The organism is Brevundimonas lutea, assembly GCF_003704105.1.
In the GTDB taxonomy this organism is placed as follows: domain Bacteria; phylum Pseudomonadota; class Alphaproteobacteria; order Caulobacterales; family Caulobacteraceae; genus Brevundimonas; species Brevundimonas lutea.
This window is the reverse complement of sequence record NZ_QUOQ01000003.1, coordinates 104,158-122,014: the sequence shown is the minus strand read 5'-3', so window position 1 is coordinate 122,014 and position 17,857 is coordinate 104,158. Positions and strand designations below refer to the sequence as shown.

At 69.0% G+C, this 17,857-nt stretch carries 17 protein-coding genes and 2 tRNA genes; 9 read left to right on the top strand and 10 right to left on the bottom strand.

The features are described 5' to 3' along the window. Positions 1–41: 41 nt before the first annotated feature. Positions 42–2,132: an ATP-dependent DNA helicase RecG gene (gene recG, locus EES48_RS04580; RefSeq protein ID WP_122465217.1), complete on the top strand. Its 2,091-nt coding sequence runs from the start codon at positions 42–44 to the stop codon at positions 2,130–2,132. Here the strand turns inward: recG and EES48_RS04575 are convergent. From EES48_RS04575 to kdsA, 4 genes are read right to left on the bottom strand one after another with little or no spacing between them, the layout of a single operon-like run. Continuing rightward, positions 2,056–3,246 carry a DUF3089 domain-containing protein gene (locus tag EES48_RS04575; protein ID WP_205679356.1) on the bottom strand — a complete coding sequence of 397 codons (1,191 nt, stop codon included), beginning with the start codon at positions 3,244–3,246 and terminating at the stop codon, positions 2,056–2,058. The two genes, recG and EES48_RS04575, sit on opposite strands and share 77 nt — an antisense overlap. 12 nt (positions 3,247–3,258) lie before the next feature. Further along, on the bottom strand, positions 3,259–4,260 hold the full coding sequence (gene rfaD, locus EES48_RS04570; protein ID WP_205679354.1) for an ADP-glyceromanno-heptose 6-epimerase: 1,002 nt from the start codon (positions 4,258–4,260) through the stop codon (positions 3,259–3,261). Next, positions 4,257–5,693 carry a D-glycero-beta-D-manno-heptose 1-phosphate adenylyltransferase gene (rfaE2, locus tag EES48_RS04565; RefSeq protein ID WP_122465215.1) on the bottom strand — a complete coding sequence of 479 codons (1,437 nt, stop codon included), beginning with the start codon at positions 5,691–5,693 and terminating at the stop codon, positions 4,257–4,259. Before rfaE2 ends, rfaD begins: the two co-directional genes overlap by 4 nt. Before the next feature lie 37 nt (positions 5,694–5,730). Next, positions 5,731–6,609 (bottom strand): 3-deoxy-8-phosphooctulonate synthase, encoded by an 879-nt coding sequence (gene kdsA, locus EES48_RS04560; protein ID WP_205679352.1) that lies wholly within the window; start codon positions 6,607–6,609, stop codon positions 5,731–5,733. Between the two features lie 105 nt (positions 6,610–6,714). Here kdsA and EES48_RS04555 point away from each other — a divergent pair, with 105 nt between their 5' ends. From EES48_RS04555 to sseA, 3 genes are read left to right on the top strand one after another with little or no spacing between them, the layout of a single operon-like run. After that, entirely contained in the window at positions 6,715–8,151 is a 1,437-nt protein-coding gene (locus EES48_RS04555; protein ID WP_122465214.1) for a cryptochrome/photolyase family protein, read from the top strand. A gap of 6 nt (positions 8,152–8,157) precedes the next feature. Next, on the top strand, positions 8,158–9,372 hold the full coding sequence (locus EES48_RS04550) for an SAM-dependent methyltransferase (protein ID WP_122465213.1): 1,215 nt from the start codon (positions 8,158–8,160) through the stop codon (positions 9,370–9,372). Between the two features lie 8 nt (positions 9,373–9,380). Then, on the top strand, positions 9,381–10,235 hold the full coding sequence (gene sseA / locus EES48_RS04545) for a 3-mercaptopyruvate sulfurtransferase (RefSeq protein WP_122465212.1): 855 nt from the start codon (positions 9,381–9,383) through the stop codon (positions 10,233–10,235). Here the strand turns inward: sseA and EES48_RS04540 are convergent. The 3 genes from EES48_RS04540 to EES48_RS04530 are packed head-to-tail and all read right to left on the bottom strand — an operon-like array spanning position 10,204 to position 13,563. After that, positions 10,204–11,076 (bottom strand): hypothetical protein, encoded by an 873-nt coding sequence (locus EES48_RS04540; protein WP_122465211.1) that lies wholly within the window; start codon positions 11,074–11,076, stop codon positions 10,204–10,206. The genes sseA and EES48_RS04540 overlap by 32 nt on opposite strands. Positions 11,077–11,080: 4 nt before the next feature. Continuing rightward, a complete protein-coding gene (locus EES48_RS04535; protein WP_240623221.1) occupies positions 11,081–12,424 on the bottom strand; it encodes a dicarboxylate/amino acid:cation symporter in 1,344 nt (447 codons plus the stop codon). A gap of 29 nt (positions 12,425–12,453) precedes the next feature. Beyond that, complete coding sequence (locus tag EES48_RS04530; protein WP_205679351.1) at positions 12,454–13,563, bottom strand: amino acid ABC transporter substrate-binding protein; 1,110 nt, start codon at positions 13,561–13,563, stop codon at positions 12,454–12,456. A gap of 123 nt (positions 13,564–13,686) precedes the next feature. On the opposite strand from EES48_RS04530, the gene metC reads away from it, so the two are divergent. From metC to EES48_RS04520, 3 genes are all read left to right on the top strand, one after another. Beyond that, a complete protein-coding gene (gene metC, locus EES48_RS04525; RefSeq protein WP_122465687.1) occupies positions 13,687–14,850 on the top strand; it encodes a cystathionine beta-lyase in 1,164 nt (387 codons plus the stop codon). Continuing rightward, on the top strand, positions 14,847–14,975 hold the full coding sequence (locus tag EES48_RS15245) for a hypothetical protein (protein WP_276309588.1): 129 nt from the start codon (positions 14,847–14,849) through the stop codon (positions 14,973–14,975). Before metC ends, EES48_RS15245 begins: the two co-directional genes overlap by 4 nt. Before the next feature lie 119 nt (positions 14,976–15,094). Further along, a complete protein-coding gene (locus EES48_RS04520; RefSeq protein ID WP_240623220.1) occupies positions 15,095–15,775 on the top strand; it encodes a polysaccharide deacetylase family protein in 681 nt (226 codons plus the stop codon). Here the strand turns inward: EES48_RS04520 and EES48_RS04515 are convergent. The 3 genes from EES48_RS04515 to EES48_RS04505 all read right to left on the bottom strand — a co-directional run bounded on the left by EES48_RS04515 (position 15,772) and on the right by EES48_RS04505 (position 17,208). Further along, positions 15,772–16,686 carry a hypothetical protein gene (locus EES48_RS04515; protein WP_122465209.1) on the bottom strand — a complete coding sequence of 305 codons (915 nt, stop codon included), beginning with the start codon at positions 16,684–16,686 and terminating at the stop codon, positions 15,772–15,774. The two genes, EES48_RS04520 and EES48_RS04515, sit on opposite strands and share 4 nt — an antisense overlap. Before the next feature lie 56 nt (positions 16,687–16,742). Further along, positions 16,743–16,819 (bottom strand) — tRNA-Arg (locus tag EES48_RS04510). An 83-nt stretch (positions 16,820–16,902) separates the two neighbouring features. Continuing rightward, the gene (locus EES48_RS04505; protein WP_122465208.1) at positions 16,903–17,208 is read right to left on the bottom strand and encodes an ETC complex I subunit; all 306 of its coding nucleotides are present in this window, start codon (positions 17,206–17,208) and stop codon (positions 16,903–16,905) included. Between the two features lie 246 nt (positions 17,209–17,454). Between EES48_RS04505 and EES48_RS04500 the strand changes: the two genes are divergently transcribed. Beyond that, positions 17,455–17,664 carry a cold-shock protein gene (locus EES48_RS04500; protein WP_122465207.1) on the top strand — a complete coding sequence of 70 codons (210 nt, stop codon included), beginning with the start codon at positions 17,455–17,457 and terminating at the stop codon, positions 17,662–17,664. Between the two features lie 113 nt (positions 17,665–17,777). Beyond that, a tRNA-Pro gene (locus EES48_RS04495) sits at positions 17,778–17,854 on the top strand. Positions 17,855–17,857 lie beyond the last annotated feature (3 nt).

Genomic DNA, 17,857 nt, shown 5'->3' with positions numbered 1-17,857 from the left:
CACATAGCGTTCCGCCACGCCCGGCGCCACACTGAGCGGTGATGCGGCCGGAGATTCTCTTTTCCCTGTTCGCCGGGTCCGACAGCCTGAAGGGCGTCGGCCCGCGCCTGAAGCCGCTCGTCGAGAAGCTGGCGGGGCCGCTGGTGCGCGACGTGCTGTTCCTCAGTCCCTCCGGCGTGCTGCGCCGCCGGCGTACCACCTCAACTCAGGCCATCGAGGGCGAAATCGCCGTGATGGAGGTGCTTGTCGACAGCCACATCGCGCCCAAGAAGCCCGGACAGCCGTTCAAGGTCCGCGCGTCGGACGACACCGGCTTCGTCCATCTGATCTGGTTCGGCGGCTCGCCTCAGCACGTCCAGCGCCTGCTGCCACGCGGCGAGCCACGCATCGTCTCCGGCAAGGTCGAGCGGTTCAACAACGAGGTGCAGATCGCCCATCCGGATGTGCTGACCCTCGACAAGATCGACGAACTGCCGATGTCCGAGCCGGTCTATCCGGCCACAGCCGGCCTGACCTCGCGGGTGCTGCGGCGGATCGTGCTGGCGGCGCTGGATCAGGCGCCCGAGCTGCCGGAATGGCAGGATTCGACTTGGCTGGCGCGCCAGGGCTGGACCGGCTGGCGACCGGCGATCCAAGCGCTGCACGAACCCCAGACCGAGGCGGATGTCGGACCGGACGCGCCGCACCGTCAACGCTTGGCCTATGACGAACTGCTGGCGCACCAGCTGGCTCTGGCCCGCCGTCGCGCGGCGCGGGTCGCCGCCCCCGCTCCGGTGATCCGCCCCGGCGAGGCCTCAGACGTCGTCGAGACCGCCCTGCCCTTTCGCTTGACCGGCGCGCAGGTTCAGGCCCTGGCCGAAATCCGCGGGGATCTGGCCTCAGGCCGCCAGATGGGCCGGTTGCTGCAGGGCGACGTGGGCTCGGGCAAGACGGCGGTCGCCGCTCTGGCCATGGCCGACGCGGCGTCGTCCGGTGTCCAGGCCGCCCTGATGGCTCCGACCGAGATTCTCGCGCGCCAGCACCACGAGCGCCTGGCGCCTCTGTTCGCCCGCGCCGGCATCGACACCGTGCTGCTGACCGGCCGCGACACGGCGGCCGAGCGGCGCGGCCGGCTGCTGGCGCTGGCCGAGGGCTCGGCCGGCGTCGCCATCGGCACCCACGCCCTGTTCCAGGATGGCGTGCGGTTCAGGCGGCTGGGCCTGGCGGTGATCGATGAGCAGCACCGGTTCGGGGTCAACGAACGCCAGCGGCTGCAGGCCAAGGGCGACCCGGCCGTGGGCGCGGTCCACCTGCTGACCATGTCGGCGACGCCCATCCCGCGCACCCTGGAGATGACCCAGTACGGCGATCTGGAGGTCTCGCGCCTGACCGAGAAGCCGCCTGGCCGCACCCCAATCACCACGGCGGTCCTGCCGCTGGCCCGGCTGGAGGAGGTGGCCGAGCGGCTCAAACGCGCCGTGGCCGAGGGCGCGCAGGCCTACTGGATCTGCCCGCTGGTCGCCGAATCCGAGGCCGCCGACCTGGCCGCCGCCGAGGGCCGCGTGGTCGAGCTGCGCACCCGGCTAGGCGTCGAGGTCGGGCTGGCGCACGGCCAGATGCCGGGCCCGGATCGGGAGAGCGTCATGGCCGCCTTCGCCGCCGGGACCATCCCCGTTCTGGTCGCCACCACGGTGGTCGAGGTCGGGGTCGATGTGCCCAACGCCACCATCATGGTCATCGAGCACTCCGACCGGTTCGGCCTGGCGCAGCTGCACCAGCTGCGCGGACGCGTCGGGCGCGGCGAGCGGGCCAGTTCCTGCATCCTGCTGTACGGCTCGGGCGAGAGCGGCGAGTTGGGCGAGACGGCGCGCCAGCGGCTCGAGACCCTGCGCCGCACCGACGACGGCTTCGAGATCGCCGAGGAGGACTTTCGTCTGCGCGGCGGCGGCGATCCTCTGGGCCTGCGCCAAAGCGGGTTTCCGGCCTATCGCTTCGCCGATCCGGTGCGGCACGGGGGCTTGATGATGGCGGCCTATGACGACGCCCGACTGGTGCTCAACCGCGATCCCGAACTGGTTACCGAGCGGGGTCGGGCGATCCAGGTTCTGGAGGCGCTGTTCGACTGGCGCTCGCACCGGCCGGGGAGCGACTGACCGGATTGGCCTCGCGCCAGAAGGTCAGACGCCCTTCGACATCCTGTTCAAGATCAGCCCAGAACAGATTGTAGGGGCTTGCCATTCGCCGCTCGGTCCAGCTGCCTTCCGGGTGGAAAGCGGGCGAATTTGGCTCGCTGAAGCGTAGCACGCCGTCACGGCACTGGGTCGCCGTCAGCCGCGACTGGATCGGCGGCCGTGCGCCCCATTCGAGGCCCGTGGCGCTGGCCCCGCCGCGATGGCGCCGGGCGTCGGCGGCCTGGTCGCTGGCCGCGCCGAGCACGGGATTGACGCACAGGGGCGTGCGCTCGCCCAGGTCCTCCAGCCACCCCTGATCGTTCCAGACCACGGCGCGGCGCAGGCGGCGGTTGACCGCGCTCTCGTCGCCCTCGCCCACTGCCGACCAAGCGACGACGCAGCCCACTTGGATCGGGGACGTGCAGGCCAGAACGGCGGCATCCTGATCGTAGCGATCGGCCGGGACCAGGGTGTCGATCAGATAGACCGCGGCCAGACGGCCCCGCAGCGCCTCATCGGCGGCCACCCGCTCGCGGAGAAGCCGGTCCAGAAGATCAGCCCCCTGCTCTACCCCCGCCAGCACGATCGGCCCTTCGGGATGGCGCGCCAGCCAGGCCTCGAAGGCCTCGGCGATATCGCGATAGGCGAAGGCGCGGGCCTCGCGCGCGTCATCACGCAGCGTCAGACGGGCGTAGAGGCCGGCCTGGCGATAGCGGGGCGCGCTTATCACCCCCGCCCGCGCGAACGGCCCGGCGTAATTCGGCAGCACGACGCGTTCCAGAAAGGCGTCGGCGCGCGGGTCGCCAATCGGGGCCAGCCATTCGGCGCCGGCGAAGGTGGTTGGGTGCACGAAGAACACCGCCGCGTCGCCCGAGCCCTGGGGCAGCACGGCGTCGCGCAGGGCCCAGGCTCCTGGGTCGGCGTAATCGGGCGCCGGCGGTGGGTCGTAAGCCTGGAACGGAATATTGGGATCCAGCTTGGCCCGCAGGATGTCGCCGCGCCAAACGGCGATCCCGGCCGCGACCACCAGCACCAGGACCAGCAGCAGCCAGCCGCAACCCTGGCGCAAGGTCAGGCGTGCTCGGCGGCGCGCCACCCTAGGCCGCCTTCATCGATAGGGGTCCGGCCGGCTCAGGAAATCCTGGACGTAGCGCTGGACCCCCTCCTCCAGCGGCGTGGAGGCGCCGGTCCAGCCGGCGGAACGGATCCGATCCATCCGCGCCTCGGTGAAATACTGATACCGGTCGCGGATCACCTCGGGTATGTCGATGAAGCCGATGTCGGGCTCGTGTCCGGCGGCGGCGAAGGTCGCCCTGGCCAGATCGAGGAAGGATCGCGCCTGGCCGGATCCGGCGTTGAACACACCCGAGACCTCGGGGCTGTCCAGCAGCCACAGAACCATATCAACCACGTCGTCGACGAAAACGAAGTCACGCAGTTGCTCGCCGTCGGCGTAGTCGGGACGGTGCGAGCGGAACAGCTCGACCCGCTCGCCCGCCGCGACCTTGGGCCAGATCTGGGCCACGACCGATTTCATGCCGGCCTTATGATATTCGTTCGGCCCGTAGACGTTGAAGAACTTCAGTCCTGCCCACTGCGGCGGCGCCGCTTCCCGATCGGCCTTGGCGCGGGCGTGAATGTCGAACAGGCTTTTCGAGTAACCATAGGCGTTTAGCGGTCGGAGCGATTTAAGGCTCTCAAGATCGTCCGCGTCGTCGAACCCAGCCTCTCCGTCGCCATAGGTGGCGGCCGAGGAGGCGTAGACCAGCCGCCGGTCGCGCACGGCGCACCAGTCGAACAGGTCGCGGCTGAGGGTGAAGTTGGAATGGATGATGTGGTCGGCGTCCGACTCGGTGGTCGAGGACACCGCCCCCATGTGCACCACGGCCTCGATCCGCTCGCCGTGCTGCTCCAGCTGATCGAACAGAACCTCGGGCGCCCAGAAATCGTGGATGGCGTGTTTAGCGATATTCCGCCACTTGCCGCTGTCGGCCGCGCGCAGCCGATCGACAACCACAACATCGGCCCCGCCCCGCTCGGACAGGCGCGCCACGATGTTCGAGCCGATGAAGCCCGCCCCGCCGGTGACCACGATCATTGGGCGGCTCATGGCTTGTCCTTCATCTTCTCGATGGTGCGGGTCGTCGAAAAGCCGTCCTTGAAGTCCGCCAATCGCACCTCGCCGCCCCAGCTCTCGACCAGATCGCCGCCGACCACCCCGTCACGCGTGTAGTCCGAGCCCTTGATCAGCACATCGGGCTTCAACCGCTCGATCAGGGCCAGAGGCGTCGGGTCGTCAAAGGCGGTGACGCGGTCGACGCTGGCCAGGCCGCCGATCACCACGGCGCGGCTGTCGAGGTCGTTGACCGGCCGACCCTCGCCTTTCAGCCGTCGCACCGACTCGTCGGTGTTCAGGGCCACGATCAGCCGGTCGCACCAGCCGCGCGCCTGGGCCAGATAGGCGACGTGGCCCCGGTGCAGGATGTCGAAACAGCCGTTGGTGAAGCCGACGCGAACACCCTGCCGCTTCCAGGCTTCGACCTCCTCGTAGAGGATGTCGATCGGCGTGACCTTGGCGTGAGCGATGGCGGCATGGCCGGTCATCTCGGCGTCGATCAGCTCGGCGGGCGTCACCACGGCGGTGCCGCTCTTCCCGACCACGACGCCCGAAGCCAGAATGGCGAAGGCCACCGCCTCCTCCAGATCCGCGCCCGCCCCGATGGCCAGGCCCAGGGCCGCCAGCACCGTGTCGCCGGCGCCGGAGACGTCGAACACCTCGCGCGCCCGGCCGGGGACGTGGACGACGGGGGCGCCCCTCCGCATCAGGCTCATGCCCTTGCCCGCACGCGTGACGATCAGGGCCTGGGCCTCGCAGCGCTCCATCAGCGCGTTCAGCGCCGCCTCGACCTCGGTGTCTGTTCCCGTCGGCAGACCGGTGGCGGCGGCCAGTTCGGAGGCGTTGGGCTTGATCACCGCCACGGCGCCGTAGCGGGCGAAGTCATGGCCCTTGGGATCCACGATCACGGGCTGGCCCGTGGCGACCGCGGCGCGCGCCACGGCTTCGCTCACCGCGCCCTTGGCGTAATCTGAGAGAAGAATGACGGAACTGTCTGAGAAAGCCTGCGTCTTGACCAAGACGTCGCCACCAGAGGCTTCGGTTTCGGCGTCCAGCCGAAGCAACTGCTGCCCGGCCGCAACAAAGCGCGTTTTGACCGTCGTGACGCCATGGCCCGCGACCTGGAGGAAGGTGTCGATGCCCTCCTCGCGCCCAAGGGCGGCCTTCAATTCACGCGCCGCGGCGTCGTCACCGATCAGCCCGGCCAGCCGCGCCCGACCGCCCAGGGCCGCGACGTTTCGAGCCACATTGCCAACGGCGCCCGGCATGGCGACCTCGCGCTGGGCCTTGAGAACCGGGATGGGCGCTTCAGGCGAGATGCGGCTGACTTCGCCATAGACATAGCGATCCAGCATCAGGTCGCCGACGCAGGCGACGCTGACCCCATTGATCCGATCGAGCAGGCTCTGAAGCTGGCCGAGGTCCATGGTCACGGAGCTATCTCGCGGGCGGCGCGGCGTCCAGTCAGGCCGCCGCCCTAGCTTCGCCCTTGAACCCGCTCTTGCGCGCCAAGTCGTCGAAGGCGATCAGTTCGGCGGCCAGGGCCTCGAACTGATTTAGCGGCACCATGTTCGGGCCATCAGACGGCGCATTATCCGGGTCTTGGTGGGTTTCCATGAACACGGCGTCGACGCCCACGGCCACGGCGGCGCGCGCCAGAACCGGCACGAACTCGCGCTGGCCGCCCGAGGAGGTCCCCTGCCCGCCCGGCTGCTGGACGCTGTGGGTGGCGTCGAACACTACAGGGCAACCGATGTCGCGCAGCACCGGCAGGGCGCGCATGTCCGAAACCAGAGTGTTGTAGCCGAAACTGGCGCCGCGCTCGCAGGCCATGACATTAGGGTTTCCGGCGCCGGTCACCTTGGCGATGACATTCTTCATGTCCCAAGGCGCGAGGAACTGGCCCTTCTTGATGTTGATGGCTTTGCCGGTGGCGGCGGCGGCCAGCAGCAGATCGGTCTGACGGCTGAGGAAGGCGGGGATCTGCAGCACATCCACCACCTCACCGGCGATTCGGCAGTGCTCCTCGGTGTGAACGTCCGTCAGAACGGGAAGGCCCAGGGTGTCGCGGATCTCGGCGAAAATCGGCAGCGAGCCCTCTAGGCCAAAACCACGCGCGGCGCCGGCCGAGGTCCGGTTCGCCTTGTCGAAACTGGTCTTGTAGATGATGCCGACGTCCAGCCGCTGGCCGATCTCCTTCAGGGCCGAGGCCATCTCCAGCGCGTGCTGGCGGCTCTCCAGCTGGCACGGACCGGCGATGAAGACGATGCGCTGGCCGCCGCCGATGGAGACGGGGCGCGACAGGCCCTCGGAAATGTCGATGACGGCGTTGGGTCGGCTCACGGATCGGTCCTTCGGATCTGCGGGAGGCTGGTTTGCGGCGGGGCGATGCGGCCAACAGGTGGCGTCGCGCGTTCGATGCCGCAAGCTAGCATGCGGGGGCCGAGCATGGCGACTGACGAGACGACAGCGATCCTGTGGCTGCGGCGCGACCTGCGCCTGGCCGACAACCCGGCCCTGAACGCCGCCGCCGAGGCCGATCGGGTCGTTCCGGTCTTCATCCTGGACGACAGTCTGCTGGGCCGGCCGATGGGCGCGGCGTCTCTTTGGTGGCTGGACAAGTCGCTGCGGGCGTTAGCTGGGGCGCTGGAAGACAAGGGTGCGCCCCTGATCCTGCGACGCGGGGATTCCGAAGCCGAACTTCGCCGCCTGGTCGAGCAGACGGGCGCCGCGCGGGTGTGCTGGAACCGACTGGTCGAGCCCGAGGCGGCCGAGCGCGACGGCGACATTCGTCAGGGGCTGGAGGCGGACGGGGTCGAGGTGGAGGTCTTCGACGGCCTGACCCTGGCCAAACCGGGGACGATACGGACCCAGACGGACGGTCCGTACAAGGTCTATACCCCGTTCGCCAACGCACTGTGGAAGGCGGCCGAGCCGCCGCCGCACACGACGGGACCACGGCAGATGAAGTCCGTGTCGCGTCTGCAGAGCGACGACATCGACGACTGGAAGCTGCACCCGACCCGGCCCGACTGGTCGAAAGACTTCGACGGGACGCCCGGCGAGGACGGCGCCAAGGCCGCCTTGCGCCGCTTTCTGGACGGGGCCCTGGACGACTATGCCGATGGACGCGACATCCCGGGCAAGCTGGGCACCAGCCGCCTGTCGCCGCACCTGCACTGGGGCGAGATCAGTCCCTGGCGAGCGATCGAGGCGGCGCGCGACAGCCGGGGGCCCGCCGCCCAGGCCGATAAGTTCGCCTCCGAGGTCGCCTGGCGCGAGTTCTCGGCGCATCTGCTGCACGACTTCCCGCAGATGGTCGAAAAGGCCTTCCGCCCTGAGTACGACCGCATGCCCTGGCGCACCGACGCAGAAGGGCTGGAGGCCTGGAAACGCGGCCAGACCGGCTATCCCATCGTCGACGCCGGCATGCGCCAGCTGTGGGCCGCCGGCTGGATGCACAACCGGGTTCGGATGATCGTGGCGTCGTTCCTGATCAAAGACCTGCTGATCGACTGGCGCGAGGGCGAGGCCTGGTTCTGGGACACCCTTGTGGACGCCGATCTCGCGAACAATGTGCAGAACTGGCAGTGGGTCGCGGGATCCGGGGCCGACGCGGCGCCGTATTTCCGTATCTACAACCCGGTCACCCAAGGCGAGAAATTCGATGGCGACGGCGCCTATGTGCGGAAATGGGTTCCCGAGCTTTCCCGGCTCGACAGGCGCTGGCTGCATGCGCCGTGGACCGCGCCGGCCGAGGCGCTGGAGCGCGCGGACGTCAAGCTTGGCCGTGACTATCCGCGCCCGATCGTGGATCATGCCGAGGCGCGCAAGCGGGCGCTTGACGCGCTCAAGTCAGTCGGATCGTCCGACGCCGAGGATTGAGGCCCCATGACCGCTGTCGCCTATCAGCAGGATCCAATTCCGCACGGCGCGCCGCCGGTGGCGCGCATGCTGCTGCGCCTGCTTGGGCAGAACTGGAGCATCGGACGGCTGCACGTCACCCTGCCGGGCGGCGCCACCCATGACATGACCGGGTCCGAACCGGGCCCCAGGGGCGCGATCACCATTCACGACTGGCGTTTCGCGCGCCGGGTGCTGCGCTCCGGCGATATCGGATTCGCCGAGGGCTATGTGGAAGGCGAATGGGACACGCCCGATCTCGCCGCCCTGCTGGAGGCCCTGGCCCGAAATCACGATAACATTCGCCGGCTGTTCGACGGCAACGCGCTGATGAAGGTGGTCAACTGGGTCGGTCACCGGCTGAACCGCAACAGCCGAGCCGGCGCCAAGTCGAACATCCACGCCCACTACGATCTGGGCAACGCCTTCTATTCGGCCTGGCTCGACCCCTCGATGACCTATTCCTCGGCGGTGTTCGCCGGGCCCAACGATAGCCTCGAGGCGGCCCAGGTGCGCAAATACGAAACCTTGGCGCGGGCCATGGACCTGAAGCCGGGCATGAGCGTGCTGGAGATCGGCTGCGGCTGGGGCGGGTTCGCCGAATACGCCGCGCGCGAGATCGGCGCCCAGGTCACGGCCATCACCATCTCCAGGGAACAGCACGCCTTTGCGTCCGAGCGGATCGCACGGGCAGGACTGACGGACCGCGCCGACATCCGCCTGATCGACTATCGCGACGTCGAGGGTCGCTTCGACCGGGTCGCATCGATCGAGATGTTCGAGGCGGTCGGCCAGGAATATTGGCCGGCCTATTTCGGCAAGATTCGCCAGTCGCTGACCGCCGGCGGCAAGGCCGGCCTGCAGATCATCACCATCCAGGACGCGCTGTTCGGCGGCTACAACAAGAGGACCGACTTCATCCAGAAATACATTTTTCCCGGCGGCATGCTGCCCAGCGAGGCGACGCTGAAGCCCGTGATTGCGGGGGCCGAGTTGAGCTGGTCGGCGGTGGAGCGGTTCGGCCTGTCCTACGCCGAGACCTTGGCGGAATGGATGCGGCGGTTCGACGCCGCCTGGCCGGGCATCGCACGGATGGGATTCGACGAGCGATTCCGCCGACTGTGGCGCTTTTATCTGGCCTATTGCGAGGCGGGATTCCGGTCTCGCCGAACGGACGTGATCCAGCTCGTGCTCGAGGCCTAGGGCGCGTCATGACCGGCCCGCTGATCTCGACCGACGACCTCGAGCGGGACTTGCGCAACCCCGATCTGAGAATCCTCGACGCCAGCTGGCATCTGGACGGAACCAACGCCCGCAAGGCCTTCGAGGCGGCGCGCATTCCCAAAGCCCGCTTCTTCGATTTGGACGCGGTGTCGGACCAGGACAGTTCCCTCCCCCACATGCTGCCGTCGCCCGAGGCCTTCGCGGCCTCGATGGGCGCGCTGGGCATCCGCGAGAGCGACGACATCGTCGTCTATGACGCCCTGGGCCTGTTCTCGGCCGCCCGGGCCTGGTGGATGCTGCGGGTCATGGGCGCCGAAAGGGTTCGGGTTTTGGACGGCGGCCTGCCGGCCTGGCGCGCGGAAGGGCGTCTGTTGCAGACCGGGCCGATGACGCGGCCCAGGCCGGTGGCGTTCCACGCCCGCCTGGACGCCGAGGCCGTCGCCGATCGATCCGATGTCGCCGCCTCCCTGAATGATCCGGCGCGGCGGGTCCTCGACGCACGCCCCGAGCCCCGGTTCACGGGCCGAGCCGAAGAGCCTCGGCCGGGGCTGAGGGTCGGCCACATGCCCGGCGCGGCGAACCTGCCGTTCAAGGGTCTCCTGACCCAGGATGGCCATCTGCAGCCGGGCGACCAGCTGGCCGCGGCCTTCCGAGACGCGGGCCTTCAAGACGACCAGATCGCCCTCACCACCTGTGGGTCCGGTGTGACCGCGGCCGTGCTCAGCCTGGCGCTTGCGGTGCTGGGCCGCGACAACCGGCTATACGACGGCAGCTGGGCCGAATGGGGCGCCGATGACGGAGGGCCGGTGGTCACCGGCGATGCCGGGCCTCCACCTCGCTGAGCGCGATCGGCAGCGCGCGATGGGGCGGCAAGCCCAGACGGGTCGCCGCCGCAGCCAGCCAGCCGGCGTGGATAAGCCGCACCTCGACGGGAATAGACGCGAGACCGAGCCCCTGGGCCGCCGCGAACCGATGCCGACCGCAGGTATGACGCACCAGGGCACCGTCCGCCGCCACCGCCACCCCGATGTCTCGCTCCACCCACTCGCGCCACGGCGCGCGCCGGAGGGCGGGAGGCGGTCGCCGTTCGGACGACGCCCGGCTCACGGCCTGCAGCCCCTGGCGTTCGAGGCTCTCAATCAGGGCGAGCCCCCGCAGATAGTGACGGTCAAGATCGGAGATCGACTTCAAGGAGACGCCGTCGCGGCGCGGCGCCTGGCCCGCCGCGATCTGCTCGGCGAGCACCCGGTAACGGCTGGTGCGTCGGAAGTCCGCGCGCCAACGGCAGAGGTCGAGCATCTCGACATGCGAGCGACTGTCGCTGACCGGATAGGTGATCTCGCGCCAGTCGCCGCCATCCACGAAGGCCTGGTCGGCGCTGCGCACGTCGCCGTCGTCGTCCCAGGCGTCGGCCAGTCTGTGGGTCAGTCGGACAGGATCGATCCGCAGGTCCAGCGCCTCGCCGAACACCAGTCGCGCCTGGCCTGGAGACACCGCCGCCCCGCGCCCCCGCGCCGCCCGCTGCTCCACGACGTGGTCGAACCGACGCCCGAACCCGATGGCCGCGCCAAGCCCATGAAGCGGCGAGACCTTCCCCAGCCAGCGCCGCAGCCCGTCCCCGACCGGTGCGCCGCCGTCGCGGACCCGCACCAGGCGATAGGCGGGCGGCGACGGCGCCTCCATGACGTCAGGCGACGACGGGCCGGGCCGGATCCAGCTCGGCCGCGTCCTCGGCGCTGATGTCGGGCTCGCCGCGCGACACCACCGTGGCCACCACCAGATCGCCGGCCACATTCAGGGTGGTGCGGCACATGTCGAGGAAGCGGTCGACGCCCAGCACCAGGCCGATGCCCTCGGGCGGCACCCCGACCATGGCCAGGATCATGGCGATGACCGGCAGCGAGCCGGCGGGCACTCCGGCCGTGCCGATGCCGCCCAGGATACAGACCAGCATGACAACCACCTGCTGACCGATCGACAGTTCGATGCCGAAGAACTGGGCCAGAAACAGCACCGTGACGCCCTCGAACAGGGCCGTGCCGTTCTGGTTGGCCGTGGCGCCGACGGTCAGCACGAAACGGGCGATGCGGCGCGGCAGCTTCAGGGTCTCGTCGGCGACCCTCAGCACCACGGGCAGACTGGCGTTGGACGAGGAGGTGGCGAAGGCCACGACCATGGCCTCGCGAATGTCGCTGAAGAACTGGATTGGGTTACGCTTGCCCAGGCTCCAGACCAGGATCGGATAGACCACGAACATGTGGATCGCCATGGCCAGCACGGCCACGCCGACGAAGGCCCCCAGCCGGATCAGCAGGTCCCAGCCGAACACCGCCGCCAGGTTGAACATCAGGCAGGCGACTGCGATCGGGGCCAGCCGGATCACCAGGGTGATGAGCTTCATCATCACCTCGAACAGGCCCTCGATGGTCTCCTGCAGCCGGTCCGTCGCCGGGCTCTTGGCCAGCACCAGGCCAATGCCGAACAGCAGGGCGAAGACCATCACTGACAGGATCTGGTTTTCGCTGGCCGCGAGGAAGATGTTCGAGGGGATCATCTCCAGGAAGAACGAGCCGGCGCTGACGCCCTCGGGCGCGTTGCCGACGATACCGGCGGCGCCCTCGGCGCCCTGGGCCAACAGCTGCTGGGCCAGCACCGGATCCACCCCATCGCCGGGCCGCAGCACATTGACCAGGACCAGTCCGATGACCACGGCGATGGCCGACACACAGATGGTGAACAGCAACGTCTTCCAGCCGACCCGACCGAGCGCCGACAGGTCGCCCATCTCCGCCACGCCCATGACCAGGGCCGAGAAAAGCAGCGGGATGACCAGCATGAACAGCAGACGCAGGAAGATCTGACCCGCCGGGCCGGTGATGTTGTCGATCACCCACTGGACGGCGAAGGCGTCGCCCGACCCGGTCAGATTGACCGCCAGACCGCCGAGCAGACCGACGGCGAACCCGATCAGCATCCACCAGTGCAGCGCCAGCTTCTTGCGCACCACGGGCGCGTCGGTCGTCATGGTCATGCGGTGTTCCCCCTCGGAAGTCCCATGGCTCAGCGAATCGGCAGGCCGTAGATCAGGCCACGGGGCTGAGCGTTCCATTGTGCGTTGAGACCGCGCGCCAGGTCGAGCGCCGACCGCTCACCCAGATTGCGGTCGAAGATTTCGCCATAGTTTCCGCCGGCCAGGATGGCCTGCAGGGCCCAGTCCTGCTCCATGCCCAGCATGGCGCCAAACTCGCCCTCGGCGCCCAGCAGGCGACGCACGCGCGGATCGGGAGACGTCTCCGCAAGATCCTCGGCGGTCTCCTGGGTGACGCCCAACTCCTCGGCCAGGATCACGGCGTTCAGGGTCCAGCGCACGATGTCGGTCCAGGCCGCGTCGTCGCTGGAGGTCACGGGACCCAGCGGCTCCTTGGAGATGACGTCGGGCAGCACGGCGTGCTGGCCGGGCGCGCTCAGCGCCGTACGCGCGGCGGCCAGGGCCGACAGGTCGGCGGTGAAAGCGTCGCATTCCTCGCGGTCATAGGCGTCGCGCGCCTCGCGCTCGCTGGCCACCACCACGGGCGTGTACTCCAGCTGGCGGCTACGGAAATAGTCGTCGAGATTCAGCTGGGTGGTCGAGGAAGCCTGGACGCACACCCGGGCTCCGTTCAGCTCGGATGCGCTGGTCAGGTTCAGCTCGCGCCGCACCAGAAAGCCCTGGCCGTCGTAGTAGTTGACCCCGGCGAACTCGAGGCCTTCGCCGCCGTCGCGGGTCATGGTCCAGGAGGTGTTGCGCCACAGCACATCGACCCGGCCACTCCGCAAAGCGGCAAAGCGGTCCTGGGTGTTCAGCGGCACGAACCGCACCGCGTCCGGATCGCCCAGGGCCGCCGCCGCCAGAGCCCGGCAGAAGTCGATGTCGAAGCCCCGCCACTGACCCCGATTGTCGGTATAGGCGAAGCCGACCAGCCCCTCATTGACGCCGCAGTTCAGCCGACCGCGGGCGCGGATGGCGGCCAGCGTTTCGCTCTCCTGCGGTTCGATCTCTCCGGTTTCGATCGGCGCGGGCGGGGCGACCTCGGCCTCCGGCTCGGCACCCCGGTCGCCGCAGGCCATGAGGACCAGGCCCGAGACCAGGGTCAGGACGGCCCCTCTGGCCGCCGCGCCGAATTCCGTCATCGTGCGCCTCCGCTTCCCCCCGCATCCGGTGTTAGAAGGCCCGAGGCCCCCGTGGCAACCTTGGACCCGCCGAAATGGACGGCTCAAGTAGCGCGAGGCGCGATAGCCGCAAATGAAATGCCGATGAGCGAACACGACTCCACCCGCCTGATCCGAGCCGCGACCTCACGGCCGACCGAGGGCCGACGGCCGGTCAGCCCGCCGGTGGAGCGCGCCTCGACCCTGCTGAACCCGTCGGTTGGCGTCATGCGCGACGAGAGCCTCGGGCCGGTCTATGGCATCGACGGCCTGGCGCCGCAGCGGGCCCTGGCCCAGCTGGTCGCCGATCTGGAGCGGGCCGAACGGGTGACCCTGACCTCGTCGGGCCTGTCGGCCGTGACCCTGCCGATCCTGGCTCTGGCGCGGGCCGGCGACGAGGTGCTGACCACCGACGCCGTCTATGGCCCTAGTCGCCGCTTCCTGACGCGCTTCATGGCCGAGCGCGGCGTGACCACGCGCTTGCACCCGGCCGAGGCCACGGCCGCCGAGATCGCCGCCATGATCGGCGAACGGACCCGCATCGTGCTGATCGAATCTCCCGCCAGCCTGACGTTCGAGATGATCGACGTCCCGGCCCTGGCCACAGCCGCGCGGGCGAAGAGCGTGGTCACGATCATGGACAACACCTGGGCGGCCGGTGTGGCCTTCAAACCGCTGGTCCACGGCGTCGATGTCAGCGTCCAGGCCCTGACCAAATATGTCGGCGGCCATTCCGATCTGCTGATGGGCGCCGTGGCGACGGCGGACGCGCGGCTGGGTCGCCTCATTCATCAGGCCGCCGAGGACCTGGGCGGCCACGTCTCGCCCGACGACGCCTGGCTGGCCCTGCGCGGCGCCCGTACCCTCAAGACCCGGCTGGACCGCCACGCCGCCTCGGCGCTGCAGGTCGCGGAGTGGCTGGCGGACCATCCCAAGGTCGCCCGCGTCCTCTACCCGCCCCTGCCCGGCTCGGTCGGCCACGATCTTTGGGCGCGCGACTACACCGGCGCGGCCGGTCTGATGGGCGTGGTGCTGAACGGGGGCGCGGAAGCCGAGGCCGAAGCCATCCTCGACCGCCTCACCCTGTTCGGCCTCGGCTATTCCTGGGGCGGCTTCGAGAGCCTGGCGACGCACGAGACGGGTCAGTTGGGCTTCAGACAGGCCCCGCCGAGGCTGGAAGGCCCGCTAATCCGCCTGCACATTGGACTGGAGAATGCGGACGATTTGATCGCAGACCTCGAGGGCGCGTTTGCCGGGGTGGTCCCATGAGACGACGGCGCCCTCGGGTCGATTGGGTGCATCTGGCGCTTTGGACGGCGCCGTTTGTGGTCGCGGTCGTGATCGCCATCCTCATGATCGTCCCGGTGTGGAATCTGGGTGGGTGGCTGAGCTAGGACAGCCGATAGTCGTATCGAAATCCGCCCTTAACCGGCGGCGTGCCACCCTCCTCCGCATGCAGCACCGACTGGATCAGATGCGGCGTCGGGCGGCGCGTTATCTCGAACGCAAGCCGATGGCCGTCCGCCCCGCGCGGGGCGTGCTGAGCCTCAGCTTCGACGACATTCCGATGTCCGCCTGGACCGAGGCTGGACCTGTGCTGGCCCAGCATGGGGTCAAGGCCACCTACTATGTCTGTGGCGGCCTGGCGGGCGGGCGTAACCTCGACCTGCCGCAGTTCGAGACCGAGCATCTGCAGGCCCTGCACGCGGCCGGCCACGAGGTCGGCTGCCACACCTATGAACACGCCAGCGTCTTGAGGCTCAGTCCGGCCGATCTGGCCGCCAGCCTGGAGCGAAACGCCCGCTGGGTGAGCGAACGGCTGCACGGCTATCGGATGACGACCTTCGCCTATCCCTTCGGCGACTGCGCTCTGGAGGCCAAGCCGGTGATCGCCGGGCGGTTCGACCTGGGACGGGGTGTGCGCGACGGGATCAACGCCGGCCGCGCCGACCGCGCCAATCTCCAAGCCATCGGTCTGGAGAGCCGCCGCTTGCCCGGATACGACCTGGAGGCGCTGGTTCAGCAGACGGCCGACAGCCGGGGCTGGCTGATCGCCTATGGCCACGACGTCTCGGACCGGCCAACGCCCTATGGCTGCACGGTCGAGGATCTGGATCAGTTGATCCGCCTGGCACGGGCCGCCGACCTGGACATCCTGCCGGTGGGCGAAGCGTGGGGCCGGATGGGCGGCTAGGCCGCCTCGCGCACCTCTTCGACCACGCGGCCCTTGGCCCAGGCGATCAGTTCGGCGCGGGGCCAGGCCACCAGCCAGCCGCTCGGAACATACTCGCCCGACTCGATCATGGCCCGCCGCGTGGGCGATGAGGCCGCCGCGCGTTCGCTGTGGATCGGCGCCGGGCCCTGGTGCACGATGAAGGCGCCGCCCTTCAGCGGATTGAGCCTGAGATAGGCCAGACGAGGGCTGATTGTCTCCAGCGGCGGATCATAGAACCAGGACGAGCCGATCATGCCGCCCAGTTCGGGCCGGCGCTCGCAGATCGCCGCCGCCGTGGCCCAGGCGCGATCCCAGCCGGCCTCGTTGAAATCCTCCAGCTGGCGCGCCTCGGTGTGCACCTCCAGCCACGGCTTGTTCCAGCCGAACGATCGCACATAGGCCAGCAAAGGCGCCCAGCCGTGGCCGCCCAGGCCGTTTCGGACGATCTGGCCCGGCCCCAGCGGCGAGGACAGGTCGATGGTCTGGGTCCGCGCGCCCGGCACGCTCAGCGCCAGGACGAAGCGCACGTCCTTGGCCCAATAGTCGCGATCATAGGGATCGGCGCCGGCGGTCAGGAAGTCGGCTAGCTTGTCGATCCAGTAGGGGTAAAGCTCCATGACCTCGGGCGGCAGGTCGGCGTCGCGCGCCGTCGCCGGCAGGTCCAGCGCCCAGCGGGCGACCAGACCGCGTCGCATCGCGTCGGACGCGCCCTCGCCGAGAGCCGTGTCGGCGGCCTCGGCCGGCAGGTCGAAATTCCAGTGCGAGGCGCTTTCGCGGGCGGGCCGCACGGCGGCGGTCGCGGCCTGGTCGACACGCGCTCGGTCGGCGGCGTCGAGGCGATCGAGGACGGCCTGGAAGGCCGTAGCTTGGGTGGGTGTCAGGCGTTCCATACGCGTACCTTGGCACACGCGGGTGTGCGAAGATTTAAGCGCCAAGGTGAACGAATTGGCGCGCCCGGCAGGACTCGAACCTGCAACCGTCCGCTTAGAAGGCGGATGCTCTATCCGGTTGAGCTACGGGCGCATCGAGCGGCTCAGTAGCGCAAGGCGCGATAGCCGCTAAGGCAAATACTTGGCTCAAGTAGCGCGAAGCGCGATGGCCGCCAATCAGTGCGTCCAGGGCTGGCGTCTGCCGGGGGCGAAGTTGTCGGCATAGGCCTTGAGGATCATCGGGGCGGCCTTGGGCTCGACCAGGCGGAAGGCGATGCCGTGGCGCTCGGCATAGGCGACCGCCTCCTCCTGGGTCTCGAAGGTCAGGCGCACCTGGCCGTTCATGTCCGTCGAGGAGGTCCAGCCCATCAGGGGGTCGATTGTGCGCGCCGAGGCGGGCTCGAATTCCAAAATCCAGTCGCGGGTCTTGGCCTTGCCGGACTGCATGGCGGTCTTTGCCGGGCGATAGATGCGGGCGAGCATGGGCGGGTCTCGGTGACGACGGGCGTGGCGTCGTCATACAACGCTTTGGACGGGGCTCAAGGCGCATCAGATGCGACGAAATGCAGAGAGGGCTTTATTTCGCCGCTGTGCAGGTCCATATAGTCCCCGTCGACATCTCTGCGTTACGCACTATCTCTTCTGCTACGCATTGAGATCCGCCGTTTCCCTAGACCGACAGGACCGCTGGAATTCTCCATCGATCCCACGCCAACTGGAGGTCATGATATGGCTACCGGCACCGTCAAATGGTTCAACCCCACCAAGGGCTTCGGCTTCATCGAGCCCAGCGAAGGCGGCAATGACGTCTTCGTGCACATCTCGGCCGTCGAGCGCGCCGGCCTGGCCACCCTGAACGAGGGCCAGACCGTCAGCTACGAGCTGGAGCAGGACAAGCGCAGCGGCAAGATGTCCGCCGGCCAACTGCAAGCCGGCTGATCGACCCGATCACCGTCTGAAGAGCCCCGCCGGCGCAAGTTGGCGGGGTTTCTTTTTGGGCGGGGCCGAAGCGCGTTGCGGCCGTGGCTCCGCCATGTCAGAAGCGCGCGGTTCGGAGCGTAGCGCAGCCTGGTAGCGCATCTGCTTTGGGAGCAGAGGGTCGCAGGTTCGAATCCTGCCGCTCCGACCAGTC